This is a genomic window from Microcoleus anatoxicus (assembly GCF_042465725.1).
In the GTDB taxonomy this organism is placed as follows: domain Bacteria; phylum Cyanobacteriota; class Cyanobacteriia; order Cyanobacteriales; family Microcoleaceae; genus Microcoleus; species Microcoleus anatoxicus.
Genome location: NZ_CP120853.1, coordinates 6,237,232 through 6,258,986, shown reverse-complemented (window position 1 = coordinate 6,258,986; position 21,755 = coordinate 6,237,232). Strand labels below are relative to the sequence as shown.

Below are 21,755 nucleotides of genomic sequence, written 5' to 3'. Positions count from 1 at the left end.
CAATTTTTCTGGTAGCAAATGAGGCAGAGCCTCTGGACATCGGTTCCCAGGCAGAGCCGGGGAACCAGTATGGTAAATCAAGGGTTTTTTGGGTTTTAATTCCTGTCAAGTTCAAGCAGTAACTGCGAGCAATTTGTCGGCTTGTTTGGCGGTTTCAAAGAAGAAACGCACGTTGTCTTCCGGTGTTCCTGGTAAGACGCCGTGTCCCAAATTCAGGATGTGCCCGCGTGGGCCAGCTTTACGAATGGTATCAAGAATGCGATCGCGAATAAACGGTTGAGAGCCAAACAAGACACCGGGATCTAAATTTCCCTGAACGTTCATGTTGGGGCCCAAACGTCGGCGCGCATCGGCCATATCCACAGTCCAATCGACGCTAACAATATCGGCACCGGAGGTTGCCATACGTTCGAGGATGCCGGCACTTCCAGTGACTAACAGAATGAGTGGCGTGTCGGGATGGGTTTTTTTGACTTGTTGGAATACTTGTTTTTGGTAAGGTAGAGCAAAAGTATCGTAGTCTTGGGGGGAAAGTTGGCCAGCCCAGGAGTCGAACATTTGGACTACTTGGGCGCCACAGTCGATTTGATAGCGGACGTAAACGGCGATCGCATCTGCAAACTTTGACAGCAACTGATGTAGTAAAGTTGGATCGGAAAATGCCATGTTTTTGATAATCGCATAATCCTTAGAACCTTTGCCCTCAACGGCGTAGGCGGCCAGAGTCCAGGGCGCGCCGACAAAGCCGAGCACGGTGGATTTGTTGCCGACTTCCTGGCGCAGGGATTTGAGGATAGTTTTGATGAAAGGCAAGCTTTCTTCGGGATTCAGCGGTTGCAGTGCGTCGATTTGCTGCTGAGTGCGGATTGGTGAGTGGATAATCGGGCCTTTACCTTCGGCGATATCCATATCGATGCCCAAACCGGGCATAGGCGTCACAATGTCGGAGAACAGAATTACGCCGTCGGGTTGAAATGCGCGCCACGGCTGGAGAGAAACTTCGATCGCAACTTCGGGAATTTCGGAACGTTCGCGAAAAGATGGGTACTTTTCTCGCAAATCTCGATAGGCTTTCATGTAGCGGCCGGCTTGGCGCATCATCCAGACGGGAGGGCGTTCTAGGGTTTCACCACGGGCTGCCCGCAACAGCAAGGGAACTTCATTTAATGCTGACATCTTAATTTTTCTCGGATTTAGGTATTTTAATGCCTTTGGTAGCTTACCACTGTGCGATCGCCCTTTTTGACAAAAAATTAATCTGTTGGTCCTGACGGGCCATAGGGGCACAGTGCTTTCATTCTCAGTTAAATCATCAATTTGTATTTTAAATATTAGAATTTAGGGTTATCAACTGTAAAGTCGATTTTGCGTAATTGGGTATGATAATAATTTTTAAAATTAGCATAAAGATTGGGGGATTAAAATCACAATCTTAACCCGCGTAGGCGGGTTTTGTTTGACAAGACGCGGTTTCAACCGCCGGTTTTTTGACTTTAAACCCGGAGATCCCCCCTAGCCCCCCTTAAGAAGGGGGGGACAAGATTATTCAAAGTCCCCCTTAAGAAGGGGGGGACAAGATTATTCAAAGTCCCCCTTTTTAAGGCGAGGACAAGATTATTCAAAGTCCCCCTTTTTAAGGCGAGGACAAGATTATTCAAAGTCCCCCTTTTTAAGGCGAGGACAAGATTATTCAAAGTTCCCCTTTTTAAGGCGAGGACAAGATTATTCAAAGTTCCCCTTTTTAAGGCGAGGACAAGATTATTCAAAGTTCCCCTTTTTAAGGCGAGGACAAGATTATTCAAAGTCCCCCTTTTTAAGGGGGATTTAGGGGGATCGAAACTTCACGTTATCAAACAGATCCAATCCGACGCTCGATCGCATTATAGAAGCGATCGCCCATATCAACCATCCCCACCTCAATCAACCCTAGATTATCCGCACTCACCACCCGCAAAGGCGAATCAGCACCCCCAACCACACCCATTTTTTGCCACATTTTCGGCAAATGTTCTTCCAGGTAAGCTTCCCAAATTCCTTGATTTTTAGGTGCGACAGAAACAACAATGCAATTGCCCATTTCACCAAACAAAACCTCATCCCAACGGCTAACACTTGCCGAATTCCAGCCTAGATGAATCTCCGCACCCAGTTTACCAGAGATACAAGATTCTGCCAGGGCGATCGCAATTCCACCCTCCGCAGCATCATGGGCAGAACATACCCAACCTTGCTGAATGCCATCGCGACAAACTGCTTGCACTTTCCTTTCTAACTCAAAATTAATAGTTGGCGGTTTCCCGGCAATAATCCCGTGAATTGATGCCAAATATTCCGAACCTCCCAAAGTAGGATAAGTTAGGAGATTTGAACTTTCAGATGACGAATTTTCAGTGGAATTCATGGTAATAGCATCGTCGGATTTTCCAATCCCCAACACATAAATTAAATCGTCTTTATTTTGCCAACCTTGACCGCAAATCTTGGTCAAATCAGCAATCAATCCCACCATTCCAATTACCGGAGTTGGATAAATGGGTTGAGGATTGCCATCAGAATCGATAGTTTCATTGTAAAGAGAAACGTTCCCACCAGTCACAGGTGTTTTCAACTCCCGACAAGCATCTGCAATCCCGCGACAAGCTGATGCTAACTGCCAATATCCAATGGGTTTTTCGGGACTGCCAAAATTCAGATTATCTGTAACTGCAATCGGTTCCGCACCCACACAACTTAAGTTTCTGGCTGCTTCGGCTACGACGGCTTTTGCACCTTCATAAGGATCGAGATAAACGTAACGAGAATTGCAATCAACCGTGGCTGCAACTCCGGGAATAACCCCCCCCGGCCCCCCCTTGCTAAGGGGGGGAGAAAGTTCGGGAGTTTCTCTACCTTGTGCCTTCTTAAATAAGGGAATACCCTCTGCTTCCTCTTGAAGCGTCGTCTTAGTAAGGGCGGGTGCTTCCTCTTGTAGCCCCCCCTTAGCAAGGGGGGGTTGGGGGGGTTTTTCTTGCCCCTTAGTAAGGGCGGGTGCTTCCTCTTGTAGCCCCCCCTTAGCAAGGGCGGGTTGGGGGGGTTCTTCTTGCCCCTTAGTAAGGGCGGGTTCTGGCTCTTGAAGCCCCCCCTTAGCAAGGGGGGGTTGGGGGGGTTTTTCTTGACACGGTTCCAGCGGCCGCAATCTGACAACCGCAGCATCAGCACCACCGGGCAAAACAACAGTATTATTTTGCACTTGATGGTCATATTGACGATAAACCCAGCGTTTAGAAGCGATAGTGGGAGTATCTAAAAGTTGGAGCAAAATCTGATTCCAATTTTGCAAATTTCCATCTATTTCAATGCCGGCCAGCGTACATTCTGGCAAGGAATCAGCCGTCCATTCCCAAGCTTTTATAGCATATTCTGGCGGTTGTGTCAACAATTCTCGGTGATAAATTGGCGTATTATCTGCTAACGCAGTTGCGGTTATTTCTGCTGCAATCTCGCCTTTAAATAGAATGCGGACGATCGGCTCTTCAATTACTGTACCCGCAACGACGGCGTGCAATCCCCAGCGATGAAAAATATCGATTAATTCCTGTTCCCGTCCCTTATGGGCCACAAATAACATCCGTTCCTGGGATTCTGAAAGCAGGTATTCGTAGGGAATCATGCCACTTTCTCGGACTGGAACTTTGTCTAGATCGAATTCAATTCCAACTCCACCTTTGGCGGCCATTTCTGATGTGGAACAAGTAATTCCGGCTGCACCCATGTCTTGGGCGGCGACGACTGCACCGGTTTTGAAGGCTGCTAAACAAGCTTCAATTAAGGATTTTTCTAAGAACGGATCTCCTACTTGCACGGCGGGGCGATCGTCCATGGATTTGTCGGTCAATTCGGCACTGGCAAAACTGGCACCGCCCATGCCATCTCGCCCGGTAGTCGAACCGACATAAAGCACGGGATTTCCGATTCCAGATGCACCGGATTTAACTATTTCTTGGGTTTCCATTAAACCCAAGGCCATGACGTTAACTAAGGGGTTGCCGGAATAGGCGGCATCGAAGTAAACTTCGCCACCTACTGTGGGTACGCCGATGCAGTTTCCGTAATGGGAAATTCCCGATACTACGCCTTTGAATAACCTCTGAGTTTTGCTATCATCTAGGTTGCCGAAACGTAGGGAATTTAAAAGGGCGATGGGGCGTGCACCCATTGTAAAGATGTCGCGGAGAATTCCTCCGACTCCTGTGGCGGCACCTTGGAATGGTTCGACTGCTGATGGGTGATTGTGGGATTCGATTTTGAAGGCTAATTGCAGTCCGTTTCCTAAGTCTACAACGCCGGCATTTTCTCCGGGCCCGACGAGGATGCGATCGCCCTCTGTGGGAAACTGTTTTAATAGCGGCCGCGAATTTTTGTAACAGCAGTGTTCGCTCCACATGACGCCGAACATTCCCAATTCTGCTTTGTTGGGGTGGCGGTTGAGACGTCGTACAATGTCTTCGTATTCTTCGGGCTTAATGCCTTCGGAGGCTATTTCTTCGGGGGAAAATGGAGATTCGGAGATGACAGACATGGAATTTCGATATAAACCACAGGCTTTATTTTAAATGACCTTGGTTGGTTATTCTCAAATCTCAAATTTCTCATCTAAAATCAAAAATATTAAATATATAATCTCTATGATTGAACCTGGAAATCTCAATTTTTCTCACCAAAATTTACGAAATCGCTCTTTTAAAGGCTTGGATTTGTCAGGGGCTAATTTCAGTGGTTCCGATATTCGAGGCTGCAATTTCACTGGGGCGATGTTGAGGGGGGCAAATTTTCAGGGTGCCAGAATGGGACAAAGCCGCAGACGGGTGAGAAGTTTGATTGCTAGGGCTGGGGTGACTGCGGTGACGGTGACGCTGGCTGGGGCTTTGATGGGATTGATGCGGGGTGCGGATGCGGGGGCGGCGGCGGTGGCTGCGGTGGCTGCGACTGCGATTGCGGCGACTAGGGCTGAGGCTGGGATTGTGGCTGGGGCTGTGGCTGGGGCTGCTGCTGCGATCGGCGCTAGTGGTATTGTAACTTTTTTTGGGGGGGATGCGATTAGGGGCATTGTGTTAGTTTTGGTTTCTGGAGTGCTGCTTGGTTTAACTGCGATCGGTTTTTTTATTGCTGTTGAAGAGATAGAAAAGTTGTCGGTGACTTCGTTTAGAAAGGCGGATGTAACTGATGCTATATTTGATGAGTATGCCATGGTAAATGCTGATTTTTCGGACGCGCGAGGCTGCTATTGGTAAACCAGAAGGTATAAGGTATAAGGTAGGGAATAACTCATCGCTAGATTGCCATAAATAGCGAATTAAAAACTAACCATCTGCCCAAAAAAACTACTTTTGAAACAAGTCCGGGTTCTGGGTGTATAATGAGAGACTGTGGTAATTTGTCATTTGCTGATGAAGTTGCGATCGTTCTTCTATTTTCTAATTGCCGGTGTGTTGGCGCTGTTAGCCCTGAGTGCAGGCGGTTTTTACTGGCTGACAACTCAAACTCCCCTCAATTTACTCAACGGCGGGCCGATAACTACTCCGGCTGCTGCTGTGTTTGTCTCGAAACAAGCACCTTTGTTAGCGTCAATGCTGGTAAATCCCGATCGCCTGGAATCCCTGCGACAAGTTTTTGCTACTCCCGCAGAAAGAAGCCGATCGCACGCTGAATTTGAACAAATCAAAAACAGCCTTCTCGCCAATACAAACCTCAATTACAGTCGAGATATCCAACCTTGGATAGGTGACGAAATTACCTTCGCGATCGCTACACGAGACATCGATCGCGACAGCAAAAATGGCAAACAAACTGGATTTTTGGTAGCCCTTTCCTCCCAAAATCCCGATCGCAGCCAGCAGTTTCTCGATTCCTACTGGAAAAAACAAGGTCAGTTTGAACAATATAAAGGTGTTAAACTCAGTTATAAACAATTACCCACAGTCCCAAAAAAAACTGAGCCGATCTCACCTTTGAGTCGCTTTTCTTTGCCAAGTTCCAGTTTACCCTCAAGCTTGGCTACTGCTTTAGTTAGTGGCAGTTTAGATGGCAAGAATCACCAAAGTTTTGTTTTATTGGCTAATCATCCGCAGGTGCTCCGAGATGCCATCGATAACGTAGAAGCAGCCAACCTCAATCTTAACAATAACCCCGAATATCAAAAAGCTTTGCAGCAGCTAAAACAAGGCAGAATAGCTTTAGCATTTTTCAATCTACCCCAGTCGGAAACCAAGGAAAAATCTGATATTTCCCTTTCTTCCCTAGGAGTGGCTGTGGGAGTAAATAGACGGGGATTAGTGGCCGAAACTGCTTTAGTCACCGATCGCCAAAACAACGCAATTCCCACACTATCGGAACCTGTACAAGCCTTACAATACATTCCCTCAGCCAGCCCTTTGGCAGTGGCTAGCACCAGTTTAAACAATTTTTGGACTGAATTTTCATCGGCTATTTCTGGCAATGCAGAAGTGTCAAAATTAGTCGATCGCACCCTCGCAGATATTCAGACAGCTTGGGGCATTAACTTACCCCAAGACATATTCAACTGGGTAACAGGAGAATACGCTTTAGCAGTGCTTCCAAGTGCCTCAAACAGCAGCGATTGGATTTTTGCCGCCGAAACATCTGCTGATTCCCAACAGGCGATCGCCCGCTTGGACGAAATTGCCCGCAGCAAAGAATACAGCATAGGCAGTTTCACTCTCAGAAACCAAAAAATTACCGCTTGGACGCAGTTGACAACTAGCCCGAATTATGGTATTGGAAAAAAAATGAAAAGTGCGATCGAAACCGAGGCAAAAGGAGTCCGAGCCACAGTTGGTAAATACGAAATTTTTACAACCTCAGTTGAAGCAATGGACGAAGCTTTGAAAGCTGCTGAAACAGGTTCTTTGGTGGCAAATCAAGACTTTCAAACGAGTATCGAACCCTTACCGCCATCTAATGACGGCTATTTTTATTTAGATTGGCCCTCAAGCAGAGGAATTTGGGAAAAACAAATTCCGCTGTTGAGGTTAATTGAACTTTCCGCAAGACCATTGTTCGACCATTTGCGATCGCTCACAATTACTAGCACCGGAGAAACAGCAGGCATTCGCAAAGCTACCATATTTATGCGATTGTATTAGTTATTGGGAATTGGGAATTGGGAATTGGGAATTGGGAATTGGGTATTAGTTATTGGGAATTGGGAATTGGGAATTGGGAATTGGGAATTGGGAATTGGGAATTGGGAATTGGGAATTGGGTATTAGTTATTGGGAATTGGGAGCGGGATGCTCCCAACAACCAACAACCAACAACTAAGGAGTAACCACTACTGACTCATCCACCTTTTTTGGCTTACCAAAATAAGCTTGAAACACCTCTTTGGCGATCGGGGCCGCCGCTATAGAACCAAAACCACCATTTTCCACAACCACGGCGATCGCAATTTCTGGTTTCTCCGCAGGTCCATAGGCCACATACAATGAGTGATCCTTCTGTCCGATTACCTCCGAAGTCCCGGTTTTGCCCGCAGTCAGCGGAATGGAACCGTCATTGAGTCCCCGTCCCGTACCCTCCGTCACCACCGCCGCCAGTCCTTGCTTAATCACCTCAATCGTCCCAGGTTTAATCCCCGTAGGCACCGGTTTTGTTTCAGGTGTGCCAGTCATCGAAGTCAAAAGATGGGGCTTGACACGATTACCACCATTGGCGATCGAACTCACCATCACCGCCGCTTCCAAAGGAGTCACCAACACCAAACCCTGACCGATAGACATCGTTACCGTATCTCCCGCATACCAAGGTTCCTTATAAATTTTCTCCTTCTCCTCCGGCGTCGGCATTTGACCATGATCTCCGCCACCCAGGCCCAAAAGCTTCAAATCCGTATCCTTACCAATTCCCAAGCGGTGTCCCCACTTAGCAATTGCTTCTGGTCCAGCACTCATCCCGATTTGATAAAAAAACGTATTGCTGCTAAAAGCCAAAGCGTCCCGAAAGCCGATATCGCCGTAACCACCACTGTGTTCGTTAAAATCAATTCCCCCCACCGTAATGTAAGACGAAGTACCAATAATTGAGTCCGGTGAAAACTTACCCGATTCCATACCAGCGACGGAAGTCACAATTTTAAAAGTGCTGCCGGGGGGATAGCCTTGCATGGCTCGATTCAAAAAGGGATTTTCCAAATCTTGCAGATTTTGCCAATCTTCCTTGGTGATTTTTCGCGTAAACAGATTGGGGTCAAAAGTAGGGTGGCTGGCTAACACTAATACCGCACCAGTTTTCACATCCAGGGCTACTACTGCCCCCCTTCGATTCCCCAGGGCCTCTTCAGCCGCTTTTTGCATCTTGAAATCTATAGTTAGCTGGACTGTTTCACCTGGTTTCGGAGGTGTCTCTCCGATCAGGCGCAGTTCTTGATTTTGGGCATTCGTCTCGATCAGTCGATAGCCCCAAACTCCGGCAATCTTGCTGTTAGAACTCGCTTCTATGCCCATTTGACCCACAATCATTCCCATCGGATATTCTGGATGAGTTTTCAAGTCTGCTTCGGTAGCTTCGCCAATATATCCGAGAACGTGAGCAGCTAAACTGCCTTCTGGATAGAACCGTCTGGCTTCGGGGCGCACTTCCACTCCTCTCATTTGTCCCACCAGTTCTGCTAGTGGCACAAATACCTCTGGCGGCATTGCTTGTCTAAGTCGTACCGGTCTGTAGGATGAAGGATCGACTTGTTTTAATTTTTCGAGAATTTCCTGGGCTGGGATTTTCAGCAGCGGACTTAACTTATCTGCTGTTACTTTCCACTGTTCCGGCGTTTGTTCTTTGGGCCACAAATAGATCGATCGAGCTAAATTGTTTGCAGCTAGCAGTTTACCTTGGCGATCGACTATATGTCCGCGATTGGCTGGTTTTGGCACTTCCCGAACCCGATTGTTTTCGGCTCGTTCCCGGTTTTGTTTCCCTTCCACCAGTTGCAATTGCACCAGCCTACCGACGTGCAGACTCAGCAAACCCGTTGCAATCAACATCAACACGATCGCCCGCTGTATCGGACGGGACTGTTTCCTAGGAGTTTCCCCCACGGTTAAGTCAGAAGCGCGAAATCCAGATATGGAAGAAATTTGTCGTTGCATCATTATATAGGTAGATGTCACATCCTAGATGTTAGATGACTAATTATTAACTATGAAATATCAGGCATGGGGAATTTGACTACTGACTGCGGGTTCCTGACAAATGAATAATTTCCCAAATAGCCAGAAATAGCCCGGAAAATTAACAGCGGGGTCTCACCCTTGGGGGATAAAGCCATCTCGATCCACCCATAAGTAATAATACCAAAAGTTGTGTTAATCAGGAACTCAGCACTCAAAACAAGCCCAAAAGTATCCAAAGCAGGATCTTTGGTGCACTGTTAACTGTTGAATGGTCAAATATTTGGTGATTCGGTTTACACGATCGGCAGCTATCTTCCCTCATCCGGTAAAATAAAATGGCGTGTTTAACCAAAATTGGTAACTCCGAAAGTGCTAAAGACTCTTAGAACTGACTTCAGTATTATTTTCGATCGAGACCCTGCTGCTCGCAACTGGCTGGAAGTTTTGTTTTGCTACCCTGGTCTTCAGGCCCTGGTATTCCACCGCATCGCACACTGGCTGTACTTGGTCGGAATTCCCTTCATCCCCCGCTTGATGTCCCACCTGGCTCGCTTTTTTACCGGAATTGAAATTCACCCAGGAGCAACCATCGGTAAAAGCGTTTTCATTGACCACGGTATGGGAGTTGTCATCGGCGAAACCGCGATAGTCGGCGATTTTGCCCTCATTTACCAAGGAGTTACCCTCGGTGGTACTGGTAAAGAAAGTGGCAAGCGTCACCCTACCGTCGGCGAAAACGTAGTTATCGGTGCCGGTGCTAAGGTACTCGGAAATCTTCAAATTGGCAATAACGTGCGCATCGGCGCAGGTTCCGTCGTGCTCCGGGACGTACCATCTGATTGTACAGTGGTAGGGATTCCCGGCCGCATAGTTTATCGATCGGGAGTACGAGTCAATCCCCTAGAACACGGCAGTTTACCAGATTCCGAAGCTGTGGTGATTCGCTCTTTAGTCGATCGCATCGAATCCCTCGAACAGCAACTTAAAAGTTTGCAAACTCAACAGCCTGTTTCCTTCACATCCGAACCAAATTCTCACAATTTCCATTCAACATTCCCAACTTTACATCAAACCACTAATTTAGCCCTAGCCGAAACAACTAAATTAGCTGTTGCTAGCACTTGTCAGTTAAAAGATAAAGCAATTCAAGAATTTTTCGACGGCAGTGGCATCTAACCATTGGGCATTGGGCATTGGGAATTGGGAATTGGGAATTGGGAATTGGGAATTGGGAATTGGGCAACCTCCCCCCAAGGGGGGAAGAGAATTAGGCATTGGAAGCAACCAATAACCAATAACCAATTCTTTCAAGGATTAACCTCGCGCGCCGACCAATTTCCCTCCCCATCCCGCCGATAAAGCAACCTATTCTGGGGGGCACCTCGCAACTCCAACAAATCCACAGTTTCCGGTTCCAACAACAGCAAACAAAAATTAGACAGAGGCTCGATCGCATCTGGGACAGTAGGTTCAAAAGCGCTGGAAACAGCCCTATTTGCCCCTGGATGCGGCCAAGCAAATTGCACCCGCGCCGCGTCAGAAATTTCCTGCCAAGCCCTTCTACGCGACGCACAAAGTGCAGCATCTGGATGTTCTGCACTTACCAACACCAGTTGTCCAGCAATCCGAAATTGTTCGCGAGTTTGGGGGAAATACCAACAAATCTCCCCCCAAGGATAGAAATTAATTTCTTCTACCTTTTGACTCCGAATATCTGTAATAAACTGTAACTGGTTGGTATCTTCCAAAAACCCTCTAAACACAACCGTGCGGTTGGCCGGACGCCCGTCAGCCCGGACTGTTGCTAGTTGTAAGTACCGGGAAACAGGAAGACTCCGATTGCGATGGAGAGTACCAGCAAGATGCGATCGCCAAGGTGCTAAAGTCATAACAAAAGGAAGAAGGAAGAAGGAAGAAGGAAGAAGGAAGAAGGCCCTTCGACTCCGCTCAGGAACCGCTTCAGGAAGAAGGAAGAAGGTCCTTCGACTACGCTCAGGAAGCGGGAAGAAGGAATCAAGCCCTTGAGCAAAGGTGAGTCGATAAGAATAAAAAATAAAAAGACAGTTTTTGTAAATTTACCATCCTCCTATTCATAATTTTATGTCAAATTCACTCTCAAAATACAAAACTATTCAAACTCCCCACAGCGGCTATCACTGGGACGGCAGTTACCGTCGCTTTTTTGAAGGTTGGTACTATCGCATCACCTTACCAATCCACCAACAATCCTTTGCATTCATGTACTCCATCGAAGACCCCAGAGGCGGTCAACCTTACAGCGGCGGTGTCGCTCAAATTCTCGGCCCCAAAGACCAATATTTGTGTCGCACTTTCCCCGATGTAAACAAATTTTGGGCAGATAGAAACAAACTGGGTTTAGGACATTGGGGCAAAACAGATTTACAAATCAAACCCGAATATTTAGCACCACAAGCATTTGATAACCACATCGAAGAAGGTTATCAAGCTACAGCCACCTTGCATCAAGGTTATTTACACGACCCAGGAAGTGGCAAACACTGTTATTGGCAGTATGAAATTCAACCAATTTACGGCTGGGGAAACTCCGATTCCATCCAGAAATCTACCGCAGGAATGCTATCTTTTCTGCCCATATTTGAACCCGGTTGGCAAATTTTAATGTCCCACGGTTTAGCCACAGGCTGGATCGATTGGAACGACCAACGCTATGAATTTACAGAAGTTCCAGCTTACAGCGAAAAAAATTGGGGCGGTGCTTTCCCTCAAAAATGGTTTTGGATTAATTGCAATTGTTTTCAAGGCGAATCAGATTTAGCTTTAACTGCCGGTGGTGGCAAACGAGGCGTTTTGTGGTGGATGGAATCGGTGGCAATGATTGGTATCCATTATCGAGGAAAATTCTATGAATTTGCACCTTGGAATTCCCAAGTTAGTTGGCATATTGAACCTTGGGGATACTGGAAAATGCAGGCAAAAAATAGTCAATTTGAAGTTGAGTTAATTGGCACTACCAATACTCTAGGTACCTATGTCCGAACTCCTACAGCCAAGGGGATGGCTTTTTGCTGCCGGGATACGACGCACGGTGAATTGCGGCTACAACTGCGAGAATTTTTGGGGGGAAATATTGACAAAAGTGGCAAACAGCCTTCTAGAATTATTTTAGAGGCTGAAAGTTCTTTGTGTGGTTTGGAAGTTGGGGGCGGGCCTTGGGATGAAGTTTGGCAATTTTAGATTTGAGATTGCAGAATTTATAAGCCTATTTTCTCCCAGTGCGCGTAGGCGCACTTCGTTTGTATAGTAGCGACTTACAGTCGCCATAATTAAGTAAGAGTTACCTGATAATTAAATCTCATGCTCAAATCATTTCGATCGCAATTAGTGCAATTCTACCGCAGCCAGCGGTTCCCACAAACCTTAAAGCTAATTTTAGGGTTAATTCTCTGTTTTGGCACTCTATTAATTCCTGCGACAATTGCCAATGCAGGAGATTTATCACGCCAACCCATCACCGAAATTAGTGTGAGTTTGGGTAGCGAAACTGGGGAACTGAAATTTTCCCCCAATCAGCTACAATTTGCATCGGGAAAACGTTATAAATTAGTGCTGACCAACCCCAGTCCGCAAAAACATTATTTTACTGCTAAAGACTTTGCGGATGCGATTTGGACACAAAAAGTAGAAGCTGGGAAAGTGGAAATTAAAGGAGCTATTCACGAGTTGGAACTTAAACCCGGAGCTAGGGCAGAATGGGTATTCATCCCCATGAAGTCTGGAACTTATAACCTGCGATGTACGGTAGCCGGACATACAGAGGCGGGAATGATTGGCCAAATTGCGATCGCCCCTTGAAATCCCATATCCCAGTTAATATTAACATCCACTTAAGCGGACTCCAACGGTGCCATCGTCAGTCCAGCGCGGCTCAACTGCATATGATAAAGTTCTGCTTGCTCTTGTGGGCCAACCCACACAGTAGCTTGTCCTTCGTGATGGATTTGATTAGCAAGTTCCCAGGCTCTATCGCTTGTCATCCCTGGAATATATTTGGTCAAACATTCAACAACGTGCTGGAATGTATTGAAATCATCGTTGAGAACAATTACCCGATAATTTGGATAAGGCTTGCGGGTAACTTGACTCGATCGAACTGGAGCTATGGTCGGTGAAGAAGTCATCGCGCGAACAGCCACTGAAACTACAAACAGCATAAAAAATTTACCCTTACTATTCTAACACGATCTCAGCCGATTTAAAATTTTAAATTTGAGATTGGACAATTACTCCTACGGCTCAATCTGCGTGGCTGTGAAGTTGACAAAAAGGCAGTCACTTTTTACAGAGTGACTGCCTCTAGGACTATTTTAGACTTTTGCCAACAGCGCGATCGCCGAGGGCAAAACCTCTACTAAGCCGCAGCCAAATTGGCTGCTGCAAAATCCCAATTAGCCAAGTTATCCAAGAAATTAGCAATGTAGTCAGGACGGCGGTTTTGGAAGTCCAAATAGTAAGCGTGTTCCCACACATCCAAAGTCAGCAATGGGATTTGACCATGGGCCAAAGGAGTATCGGCGTTGGCAGTTTTGGTAACTTTCAAAGTGCCATTGTCTAAAACCAGCCAAGCCCAGCCACTACCGAACTGAGTTGTCGCAGCAGCCTTGAATTCTTCTTTGAATTTATCGAAGCTGCCGAAGTCAGCGGTGATTTTGTCAGCTAAAGCTCCAGTCGGAGTGCCACCACCACCTGCTTTGAGAGAATTCCAGAAAAAATTGTGGTTCCAAACTTGACCTGCATTGTTAAAAATGCCTGCTTTGGACGAGTCTTTGGCAGATTCCTTGACAATCTCTTCGAGAGATTTGCTGGCAAGTTCAGTGCCTTCAATCAGTTTGTTGAGGTTGGTCACGTAAGCAGCGTGGTGCTTGTCGTGATGGAACGAAAAGGTATTGGCCGACATATGGCCTGACTCTAGAGCGTCAGCGGCGAAGGGTAATGGTGCAAGTTCAAATGCCATTGTGTTCAATCCTCTCTGGATTACTTTTAGTTTTTGGGTTGACTCTCAGGCTTTTGTGTGATTAGAGCCTTTAGTCCCTAGCCTGAGTCGATCGAGCTATGTAAATAGTTATTTACAATTTCCTTATCTTATAACAATTACAGCATTTAAGCATTTTCAGTTCTGGCTTTTACCTGTAAAAACTTTCAAACGCCAGCATTGAATACCATAAAGCTTGCCAAAATGTCAACCCACCTGCGATGTACCTAAAAGTTTGTGTAAAATTTTAAAGTGACGGAAGTTTTATCATGGTTATAAATAAATTAAACCATTGTCTTGTCAAATATCAGATCTATTTAACTTAAGCTGTAAACAAGTCAAACAATTCGCAGGAGCCATCCATGCAAAAGCCTTTAAACAACTCCACGAGCCAGACCTCACCATGGTTAAATCTGAAACTAATTGTTAGCGCTCTGGAAACAGTCCAAGACTTAATTGTAATTTCCTTATGTATCGGTTTGTTCTGCTTCATGGTGCTGGAACTTCGAGAAATGTTTTTCTCGCTGTTGCCTCCGTTGAATTTCAAGCAAGTGACGGCTGATATTCTATTTTTATTAGTTTTAGTTGAACTATTTCGATTTTGTCCTGGATGCGATCGCTTTGCTAGTCAGGGATTGAGTCTCGAATGCTCAATTTTTGACTAGCAACCTATTTAATTCGTATGATTCCAGGTAATACAATATTATCTTTGAGCTTGCAACTCACCCAACTTTGCCAGGACTTCTTGAGAGTGAATTGCCGGATTAATCTTCACAAAAGTTTCCCGCAAAATGCCCTTTGGATCGATAATAAAACTGTGCCGTGCCGAGATAAAACTCATCCAAGAACCGTAAGCTTTACTCACTTTTCCGTCCGTATCAGCTAACAGGGGAAATTTCAAACCTTCCGAATCACAAAATTCGGCGTGGGAATTGACATCATCAGCGCTAATACCGATAATGCGAGCATTCTTTGCCAAGTATTTGGGCAAGTCTTGCTGGAATCGGCGCGCTTCGATCGTACAACCGGATGTAAAATCTTTGGGATAGAAATAAACTACCAGCCACTTACCGCGATAATCGGAGAGAGAGACTTGTCCGCCACCGCTATTAGTCGGTAAAGTAAACTCCGGTGCCGGCTGATTCACCTGGGGAAGCTTGCCACCGAGGGCGGCAGCGGGGGCTGCAAAATTAAAACTTAAAACAACTAGACAAATTGCCACGAAAGTGCTAAAAAAGTAGCGGCGGGAGAGCATAAATTTAGAACTAGAACTGTACTTATACCAATTTAATATGATGTTGCATATATATCTCGTTCCCCATCGCATCCCCCTTAATAAAGGGGACTAAAGATCCCAATCTGGTTCCCCCCTTATTAAGGGGGGCTAGGGGGGATCGGATTCTATGCAGCTTCATAAAAAACGGGTATTAACACAAGTTTACAGTTTTCTGATTAAATAAGTAGGGGCAATTTGTGGATTATCCCTAGATTGTTCCGAAAAGCTAAATATCACTCACTAAAATAGCAATTTACTTATGGCCGCTGCACTCCCGTTATCAGGCAAAGCCACTGTAGTCCAGGTAATTAACGGTCAACCCGTTGCGATCGAAGTTGACGGCACTAATGCCCCAATTACCGCAGGCAATTTTGTAGACTTAGTTGAGCGTGGCATCTACGACGGGGTGATGTTTCACCGAGTTGTGCGTCAACCCACTCCTTTTGTGGTGCAAGGTGGCGATCCCCGCAGCAAAGATACCACAATTCCGGCAAGTCAATTAGGAACGGGCAATTTTATTGACCCGGATACCAATCAAGCTCGTTTTATTCCTTTGGAAATTAAGCCCCAAGGAGCTACCGAACCTGTTTACAACCAAGTTGTTACCCAAACTCCGCAGTTACAGCACACTGTCGGGGCTGTGGCCATGGCTCGTGCTACTGCTTTGAATACGGCTTCTTCTCAGTTCTATTTTGCTTTGGATGATTTGCAGTTCTTAGATGGTAATTATGCGGTTTTTGGCTATGTTACTCAAGGTTTTAATACGGTAAATGCGGTGCAGCAGGGCGATCGCATTTCCAGCGCCAAAGTTGTTCAAGGAATCGTCCCCAGTCGGGTTTCTAGTATCATTAGCGATGTTACTTTACTGAACAATTTCGTTAATACTACTAATCTGGTCAATCTGCCTTTGCGATCGCTCAAATTGGCCAACACCCCCAATAACTATCAAGTCACTTCCCAAGATTCTCAGCAAAATCCCAGCGGTGTACTGGGAGGTAGTGCCAGCGATCGCATAACTGGTTCACCAACCAATGATGCAATTAATGGTAGCCAAGGCAATGATACCATCACTGGTGAAGTTGGTGACGACTTTTTGCGAGGTGGCAAAGGTAATGACTCAATTAGCGGTGGTGTTGGCAACGATATTTTGATTGGAAATCTGGGTGACGATAATCTCAATGGAGATGCTGGTAACGACTTTTTGCGAGGTGGCAAAGGTAACGATGTTTTAGTTGGTGCTGAAGGCAACGATATTTTAATTGGAGATGCTGGTGCTGATACCCTGACCGGTGGTGCAGGTGCTGATAGTTTTGTTCTAATTACTGGTAACAATATACCTGTGGATAATACGAGCGATCTAATTCTTGATTTTGTACCAGGAGAAGATCGTATTGGCATTACCGGCAGTTTATCCAGCATTGCATTTACTGCCTCTGGAAGCAACACTCTGATTCAATTGGGAGGGGCAACTTTGGCAACAGTTCAAAATGCCACCCCTACCGCAGTTCAAAACGCGGCGTTTGCTATTAACTTTGCTACTATTTCTCGTCCCAATGACTTGCCAGTCGGTGATGCAGCTTTTAGAATTGGCTAAGTTGGCGATCGATCTGAGAACCCCGGCTTTTTTAAGAAGTCGGGGATGTGGGTAAATCTAATACCATACTTCTGCAATTTTAGCAATAGCTTCCTGATAATCTTCTATTTTATCCTGAGCATTAAACAGCTCTGCTGATTTCTGAAAATCCTCCAATCCTCCGGGAATATCTTTCAACTTATATTTAGCTATTCCTCGGTTAAAATAAGCTTTACCAAAGTCAGGTGCAATGCAAATTGCTGAATCAAAATCTGCAATTGCCGCCACATAATCATTGATTTTTAAGTAGATAGTGCCACGTCGGAAGTAACTTTTGCCTGCATAGGGATTAAGTAGCACAGCTAAACTATAATCGGCGATCGCTCCCGGATAATCTTCTAAGCGAGTTAGCACAAATCCCCGATTGTTGTAATACTTATATCGTTCTGGATTAATCAGAATGGCTGTGTTTAAATCTTCTAAAGCTAATAGTTTATAACCTAATTTGTAACGGGTTATTCCTCGGTCATTGTAAGCAGGAGCGAAGTCCGGATTGATTTCAATTGCGCAGCTAAAATTTTTGACCGCACTCTGCAAGTCAGCGTCTTCTAAATTTTTCAAACCATCAAGGTAAAATTTTCTAGTCTTAGCATTTAAGATTTCTGACTTTCGCGAATCAGAGGTACAGTCAGACAAGAATTTGTCCGCCAGATTAGTTAATCCTAAAAAATCCATCGAATTTACAATACTTGTGACAATTAATCTGCTGGGAAGGATGGCGATAGTGGGCATAGGAAAGCGAGGATTTAACTGTACTCTTTTATTTTCTACCCTTTTTTAGCTTTAGGCAGTGATGTTAATACTGTCAGGATGGTGATTATATTGATGAGATGGGGTGATGGTTGGGTATTCACTTGTGTGAGGAGATTTGGCCTTAGTGAGTGAGGCAGATCACAAGTCAGGGCAATTTCCCCCAGAGACTATCTAGTGTAGCCTTTGTAGGTAATTGGTCCGATCGACCAACAGAATACCCAGATATCCTAGTGCTTACAGAAGTCTGGTATCTAACAGCAGAATTACTTTTCAGTAAAATTTCTGATGAAAGTTGCCGATTATTTGCTATGATTTAATTATTCATTAAGAATCTATTGCTCAACTTAGTGTCAATGAAAATAGTTCTGAAGTTAAAAAAAATCGTGGTGACAATAGGAGCGCTCGCCCTGTTCACTCTTGGTTTAACTCTTCCAGTGATGGCAGCTAACGATCGAGATATTAGTCAAATTAAAAAAGATAATTGGTGCGTCAGCTTTTTGTGGAAGCAGTGCGATTTAAGCGGTGCTGATTTAAGCGGTGCTAATCTCCAAGATGCTAACCTCAGTAGGGCTAATTTAAGCGGAGCTAATTTGTCCGGCGCTAACTTGAAAAATGCCGACCTTTCTGATGCCGATCTCAGTGGTGCAAACTTAGCAGATTGTGATATTTTTGGCACAGACCTCAGTAAAGCTAACTTGACCGCAGCTAATTTCAATCATAGTCGATTGTGGAATGCTAATTTGACTTTAGCAAATTTGACTATGGCCAATTTAAAAAATGCTAATGTTTTAGATTCTCGACTCTGGGGGACAAATCTCACCAAAGCTAATTTAACTGATGCTACGCTACATGGCGCTGATTTGCAATATGCCAATTTGGCTGACAGTAATTTAACTGGTGCGGACTTGCAAAGCTTCTTTTTCAGAGGTTATAAACAACTAACAAACCTCAGTAATGCTAATTTAGAAGGTGCGGTTTTAACGAGAGCTAATCTCGAAGGTGTCTTACTGTCGGGGGCGGTGATGCCTGACGGTTCTATTAATGACGAAGTGGCGATTAATTTCAAGTCTAGTTCCTTGGATTAATGTCGATAATCACCAAGCTACCAGTGCCACTTTTTTGGGGTGCGGTCTACTTTTTTTCTGTTAGGTAGTCAATCAATTTAAATAATAATTATTTTTTTAAACCGAAGTACACCGTATCTGTTACAATTTTAAATACAGCCATAACAGCACCAAACACTCGTAATGGAAACCCTGCAAAACAAAATTTACGAACTAGCACAATTTGCTAATACTTTAGTCAACTCTCAACTTACACACCTCAGTTTCGTTAGCGTCGGAGTCATCTTTTTGGCTGGGTTGCTAACTAGCTTAACTCCCTGTATGCTTTCCATGTTGCCGATTACTATCGGCTATATCGGCGGCTACGAAGCTAAAAGTCGTCTCCAAGCTGCTACTCAGTCGGCTTGGTTTTCCCTAGGATTGGCGACAACTCTTGCTGGTTTGGGTATTTTAGCTTCCTTTGCTGGCCAGGTTTATGGCAAAATAGGCATAGGTTTGCCGATCGTTGTTAGCATTATTGCTATTTTAATGGGGCTGAATTTACTGGAAGCTTTACCTTTGCAAATGCCCTCTTTTGATGCTGTGGCTTTGGTGCCGAAGAATTTGCCCGCTGGAGTGCGATCGTACTTATTGGGCTTAAGTTTTGGTTTGGTGGCCTCTCCGTGCAGCACTCCTGTTTTGGCTACCCTCTTAGCTTGGGTTTCCAAGACTGGAGATACGTTTTTAGGTGGTGTTTTGTTACTGTTTTATGCTGCGGGCTATGTGGCTCCTTTGATTATAGCAGGAACTTTTACTGCGAGTATTAAAAAGTTGTTGGAATTGCGCCGTTGGTCTAGTTGGATTACGCCTGTTAGTGGTATTTTGTTGGTAGGATTTGGCGTTTTTTCTCTGCTTTCTCGCTTACTTCCTGCTTGAGTTTTGTAGTCAGGACTTGACCTAGGGTTTCAACATATACCGATCGCGGCGGTGTTGGTGATTTTTTTACGAACCGCGAAGGCGCGAAGAACACGAAGGAAGAAAGGAAAGAGAAGGGAGTCTAAGTTGATAGAGTTGTCTGAGCAACATGATCTAGCGGTTCTCAAGTAGTTGAGGTGCGTTAGCTAAAAATTACCTATTACCTATTACCAATGACATCTAAAGAATTATTTCTATCTAAGTTATCAGGCTGGGCGACGGCTCCTCAAAGGTTTTTTAAGCGAGAAGTTTTGCCGGTGCTGGCTGATTTGCGGTTGGCAATTATTTTGCTGTTGGCGATCGCCTTTTTTAGTATTTCTGGTACCGTGGTCGAGCAAGGTCAATCTGTGGCTTTTTATCAGTCGAATTATCCAGAACACCCGGCTCTTTTTGGATTCCTGACTTGGAAAGTTTTACTAATTGCAGGATTAGACCATGTATACCGCACTTGGTGGTTTTTGTCAATCCTTATTTTGTTCGGAAGCAGCTTGACGGCTTGTACTTTTACTCGACAGTTTCCGGCGCTCAAAGCCGCCCGTCGGTGGAAGTTTTATGAAGAACCGAAGCAGTTTGAAAAATTAGCCCTGAGTGCGGAGTTGGGAACTGGTTCTTTAACTTGTTTAGAAGAACTTTTGCAGCAAAAAAAATATCTGGTGTTTCGAGAAGGAGAGAAAGTTTATGCTCGTAAGGGCATAATTGGTAAAATCGGCCCGATTATTGTTCACGCTAGTATGCTGATTATTTTAGCTGGGGCGATTTGGGGTACGATGACTGGTTTTATGGCTCAAGAAATGGTTCCGAGTGGTGAAAATTTTCAGGTGCAGAATATCACGGATACTGGACCTTGGGCGGGGCCGCAAATACCGAAGGATTGGTCGATGCGTGTCAATCGGTTCTGGATCGATTATACTCCTAGTGGTGCGATCGACCAGTTTTATTCTGATTTATCAGTTTTGGACAAAGCAGGTCAAGAGGTCGATCGCCAAACTATTCATGTTAACAAGCCTCTGAGATACCGAGGAGTGACTTTTTATCAAGCAGATTGGTCGATCGCTGCTGTGCGGGTTCGCCTCAACAAAAGCCCGGTTTTGCAACTACCAATGGCTCAGTTAGATACTCAAGGTAAAGGCCGGATTTGGGGTGCTTGGATTCCTACTAAACCTGATTTGAGTGCTGGTGTTTCTCTCATAGCCAAAGACTTGCAAGGAACTATGTTAGTTTATGGTATGGATGGCAAGTTGTTAACTACTGTTCGCGCTGGTAGTGCTATAGAAGTTAATGGAGTGATGCTGACAATTGATGAAGTTGTTGGTAGCACGGGATTACAAATTAAAGCCGATCCGGGAATTCCGATTGTTTATACTGGCTTTGGGTTGCTGATGTTGAGCGTGCTGATGAGCTATCTGTCTCACTCCCAGATTTGGGCTTTGGAAACAGAGGGAAAACTTTATGTTGGTGGCCGGACTAATCGCGCTCAGGTGACTTTTGAAAGAGAGGTTGTGGAGATTTTGGATAAGTTAGCTGCATCGAAACAACAGGTTGAACAAAGTGCGATCGCCCCGACTTCTTTAGCTAATCAAAACTAATTTTAGGGCGGCTAATGCTCATTTTCTTGTTTTTTCAGGACTTACCCACGGGGACCAAAAACCCGGTTTCAGCATCAACATCTATGGAAAAAGGGACGATTTAGGCAAGAAACCGGGTTTTTTGCCTAAATCCTCTTTTTTAGATTCTATTGCTGAACTAGCTTGGGAAGTAGTTTAGGGCGGGTATCCGATGTTACCGGGGGCGATCGCTCTCCGGTAATTTACCCTAATATCTAGAGATATAGGCGATCGATACTACAATCCCATTCAATGTCCCACAGTGGCTGCTAGAATCCCAAAAAAATTGAAATTAA

20 protein-coding genes are annotated in these 21,755 nt (G+C 45.2%); 11 read left to right on the top strand and 9 right to left on the bottom strand.

What is annotated here, in order from left to right:
- Nucleotides 1-111: 111 nt before the first annotated feature.
- The 3 genes from hemE to purL form a co-directional block, all read right to left on the bottom strand.
- A complete protein-coding gene (gene hemE / locus P2A85_RS27195; protein WP_340521711.1) occupies nucleotides 112-1,176 on the bottom strand; it encodes a uroporphyrinogen decarboxylase in 1,065 nt (354 codons plus the stop codon).
- Between the two features lie 317 nt (nucleotides 1,177-1,493).
- Nucleotides 1,494-1,802 (bottom strand): hypothetical protein, encoded by a 309-nt coding sequence (locus P2A85_RS27190; protein ID WP_377476570.1) that lies wholly within the window; start codon nucleotides 1,800-1,802, stop codon nucleotides 1,494-1,496.
- A gap of 47 nt (nucleotides 1,803-1,849) precedes the next feature.
- Nucleotides 1,850-4,558: a phosphoribosylformylglycinamidine synthase subunit PurL gene (gene purL / locus P2A85_RS27185; protein WP_377476568.1), complete on the bottom strand. Its 2,709-nt coding sequence runs from the start codon at nucleotides 4,556-4,558 to the stop codon at nucleotides 1,850-1,852.
- A 106-nt stretch (nucleotides 4,559-4,664) separates the two neighbouring features.
- Here purL and P2A85_RS27180 point away from each other — a divergent pair, with 106 nt between their 5' ends.
- From P2A85_RS27180 to P2A85_RS27170, 3 genes are all read left to right on the top strand, one after another.
- Nucleotides 4,665-5,270, top strand: coding sequence for a pentapeptide repeat-containing protein (locus P2A85_RS27180; RefSeq protein WP_377476567.1), 606 nt, complete (start codon nucleotides 4,665-4,667; stop codon nucleotides 5,268-5,270).
- 135 nt (nucleotides 5,271-5,405) lie between these two features.
- Nucleotides 5,406-7,142, top strand: a complete 1,737-nt coding sequence (locus P2A85_RS27175) for a DUF3352 domain-containing protein (protein ID WP_377476565.1) — start codon at nucleotides 5,406-5,408, stop codon at nucleotides 7,140-7,142.
- 17 nt (nucleotides 7,143-7,159) lie between these two features.
- Nucleotides 7,160-7,327 (top strand): hypothetical protein, encoded by a 168-nt coding sequence (locus P2A85_RS27170; RefSeq protein ID WP_377476563.1) that lies wholly within the window; start codon nucleotides 7,160-7,162, stop codon nucleotides 7,325-7,327.
- Here the strand turns inward: P2A85_RS27170 and mrdA are convergent.
- Nucleotides 7,317-9,140, bottom strand: a complete 1,824-nt coding sequence (mrdA, locus tag P2A85_RS27165; protein WP_377481751.1) for a penicillin-binding protein 2 — start codon at nucleotides 9,138-9,140, stop codon at nucleotides 7,317-7,319. The two genes, P2A85_RS27170 and mrdA, sit on opposite strands and share 11 nt — an antisense overlap.
- A 393-nt stretch (nucleotides 9,141-9,533) precedes the next feature.
- Between mrdA and cysE the strand changes: the two genes are divergently transcribed.
- Complete coding sequence (cysE, locus tag P2A85_RS27160; protein ID WP_377476562.1) at nucleotides 9,534-10,340, top strand: serine O-acetyltransferase; 807 nt, start codon at nucleotides 9,534-9,536, stop codon at nucleotides 10,338-10,340.
- 131 nt (nucleotides 10,341-10,471) lie between these two features.
- Here the strand turns inward: cysE and P2A85_RS27155 are convergent, their stop codons facing one another.
- Nucleotides 10,472-11,053, bottom strand: coding sequence for an Npun_F5749 family FMN-dependent PPOX-type flavoprotein (locus P2A85_RS27155; RefSeq protein WP_377476560.1), 582 nt, complete (start codon nucleotides 11,051-11,053; stop codon nucleotides 10,472-10,474).
- 211 nt (nucleotides 11,054-11,264) lie between these two features.
- On the opposite strand from P2A85_RS27155, the gene P2A85_RS27150 reads away from it, so the two are divergent.
- Nucleotides 11,265-12,380 (top strand): tocopherol cyclase family protein, encoded by a 1,116-nt coding sequence (locus tag P2A85_RS27150; RefSeq protein ID WP_377476558.1) that lies wholly within the window; start codon nucleotides 11,265-11,267, stop codon nucleotides 12,378-12,380.
- Nucleotides 12,381-12,500: 120 nt separating this feature from the next.
- Nucleotides 12,501-12,998 (top strand): plastocyanin/azurin family copper-binding protein, encoded by a 498-nt coding sequence (locus tag P2A85_RS27145; RefSeq protein WP_377476556.1) that lies wholly within the window; start codon nucleotides 12,501-12,503, stop codon nucleotides 12,996-12,998.
- A 32-nt stretch (nucleotides 12,999-13,030) separates the two neighbouring features.
- Here the strand turns inward: P2A85_RS27145 and clpS are convergent, their stop codons facing one another.
- Both clpS and P2A85_RS27135 read right to left on the bottom strand, forming a co-directional pair.
- On the bottom strand, nucleotides 13,031-13,324 hold the full coding sequence (gene clpS, locus P2A85_RS27140; protein WP_340521737.1) for an ATP-dependent Clp protease adapter ClpS: 294 nt from the start codon (nucleotides 13,322-13,324) through the stop codon (nucleotides 13,031-13,033).
- Between the two features lie 230 nt (nucleotides 13,325-13,554).
- Nucleotides 13,555-14,157 carry a superoxide dismutase gene (locus P2A85_RS27135; RefSeq protein ID WP_377476554.1) on the bottom strand — a complete coding sequence of 201 codons (603 nt, stop codon included), beginning with the start codon at nucleotides 14,155-14,157 and terminating at the stop codon, nucleotides 13,555-13,557.
- 380 nt (nucleotides 14,158-14,537) lie between these two features.
- Here P2A85_RS27135 and P2A85_RS27130 point away from each other — a divergent pair, with 380 nt between their 5' ends.
- Nucleotides 14,538-14,840, top strand: coding sequence for a hypothetical protein (locus tag P2A85_RS27130; protein WP_377476551.1), 303 nt, complete (start codon nucleotides 14,538-14,540; stop codon nucleotides 14,838-14,840).
- Nucleotides 14,841-14,878: 38 nt separating this feature from the next.
- On the opposite strand, the gene P2A85_RS27125 is transcribed toward P2A85_RS27130, so the two are convergent.
- On the bottom strand, nucleotides 14,879-15,430 hold the full coding sequence (locus P2A85_RS27125) for a peroxiredoxin (RefSeq protein ID WP_377476549.1): 552 nt from the start codon (nucleotides 15,428-15,430) through the stop codon (nucleotides 14,879-14,881).
- A 280-nt stretch (nucleotides 15,431-15,710) separates the two neighbouring features.
- Between P2A85_RS27125 and P2A85_RS27120 the strand changes: the two genes are divergently transcribed.
- Nucleotides 15,711-17,045, top strand: a complete 1,335-nt coding sequence (locus P2A85_RS27120; RefSeq protein ID WP_377476546.1) for a peptidylprolyl isomerase — start codon at nucleotides 15,711-15,713, stop codon at nucleotides 17,043-17,045.
- 57 nt (nucleotides 17,046-17,102) lie between these two features.
- Here P2A85_RS27120 and P2A85_RS27115 read toward each other — a convergent pair whose 3' ends face one another.
- Entirely contained in the window at nucleotides 17,103-17,759 is a 657-nt protein-coding gene (locus P2A85_RS27115) for a tetratricopeptide repeat protein (protein WP_377476544.1), read from the bottom strand.
- 431 nt (nucleotides 17,760-18,190) lie between these two features.
- Here P2A85_RS27115 and P2A85_RS27110 point away from each other — a divergent pair, with 431 nt between their 5' ends.
- The 3 genes from P2A85_RS27110 to P2A85_RS27100 all read left to right on the top strand — a co-directional run bounded on the left by P2A85_RS27110 (nucleotide 18,191) and on the right by P2A85_RS27100 (nucleotide 21,441).
- Entirely contained in the window at nucleotides 18,191-18,922 is a 732-nt protein-coding gene (locus P2A85_RS27110) for a pentapeptide repeat-containing protein (protein WP_377476542.1), read from the top strand.
- 162 nt (nucleotides 18,923-19,084) lie between these two features.
- Complete coding sequence (locus P2A85_RS27105) at nucleotides 19,085-19,816, top strand: cytochrome c biogenesis protein CcdA (RefSeq protein ID WP_340521732.1); 732 nt, start codon at nucleotides 19,085-19,087, stop codon at nucleotides 19,814-19,816.
- Between the two features lie 212 nt (nucleotides 19,817-20,028).
- Entirely contained in the window at nucleotides 20,029-21,441 is a 1,413-nt protein-coding gene (locus P2A85_RS27100) for a cytochrome c biogenesis protein (protein WP_377476539.1), read from the top strand.
- Nucleotides 21,442-21,755 lie beyond the last annotated feature (314 nt).

Excerpts from the sequence above, each read along its gene's own strand:
- purL (WP_377476568.1), bottom strand. The coding sequence starts at position 4,558 with ATGTCTGTCATCTCCGAATCTCCATTTTCCCCCGAAGAAATAGCCTCC.
- hemE (WP_340521711.1), bottom strand. The coding sequence starts at position 1,176 with ATGTCAGCATTAAATGAAGTTCCCTTGCTGTTGCGGGCAGCCCGTGGT.
- P2A85_RS27150 (WP_377476558.1), top strand. The coding sequence starts at position 11,265 with ATGTCAAATTCACTCTCAAAATACAAAACTATTCAAACTCCCCACAGC.
- P2A85_RS27115 (WP_377476544.1), bottom strand. The coding sequence starts at position 17,759 with ATGGATTTTTTAGGATTAACTAATCTGGCGGACAAATTCTTGTCTGAC.
- P2A85_RS27125 (WP_377476549.1), bottom strand. The coding sequence starts at position 15,430 with ATGCTCTCCCGCCGCTACTTTTTTAGCACTTTCGTGGCAATTTGTCTA.
- mrdA (WP_377481751.1), bottom strand. The coding sequence starts at position 9,140 with ATGCAACGACAAATTTCTTCCATATCTGGATTTCGCGCTTCTGACTTA.
- P2A85_RS27130 (WP_377476551.1), top strand. The coding sequence starts at position 14,538 with ATGCAAAAGCCTTTAAACAACTCCACGAGCCAGACCTCACCATGGTTA.
- P2A85_RS27110 (WP_377476542.1), top strand. The coding sequence starts at position 18,191 with ATGAAAATAGTTCTGAAGTTAAAAAAAATCGTGGTGACAATAGGAGCG.
- P2A85_RS27135 (WP_377476554.1), bottom strand. The coding sequence starts at position 14,157 with ATGGCATTTGAACTTGCACCATTACCCTTCGCCGCTGACGCTCTAGAG.
- P2A85_RS27155 (WP_377476560.1), bottom strand. The coding sequence starts at position 11,053 with ATGACTTTAGCACCTTGGCGATCGCATCTTGCTGGTACTCTCCATCGC.
- P2A85_RS27120 (WP_377476546.1), top strand. The coding sequence starts at position 15,711 with ATGGCCGCTGCACTCCCGTTATCAGGCAAAGCCACTGTAGTCCAGGTA.
- P2A85_RS27100 (WP_377476539.1), top strand. The coding sequence starts at position 20,029 with ATGACATCTAAAGAATTATTTCTATCTAAGTTATCAGGCTGGGCGACG.
- clpS (WP_340521737.1), bottom strand. The coding sequence starts at position 13,324 with ATGACTTCTTCACCGACCATAGCTCCAGTTCGATCGAGTCAAGTTACC.
- P2A85_RS27145 (WP_377476556.1), top strand. The coding sequence starts at position 12,501 with ATGCTCAAATCATTTCGATCGCAATTAGTGCAATTCTACCGCAGCCAG.
- P2A85_RS27105 (WP_340521732.1), top strand. The coding sequence starts at position 19,085 with ATGGAAACCCTGCAAAACAAAATTTACGAACTAGCACAATTTGCTAAT.
- P2A85_RS27180 (WP_377476567.1), top strand. The coding sequence starts at position 4,665 with ATGATTGAACCTGGAAATCTCAATTTTTCTCACCAAAATTTACGAAAT.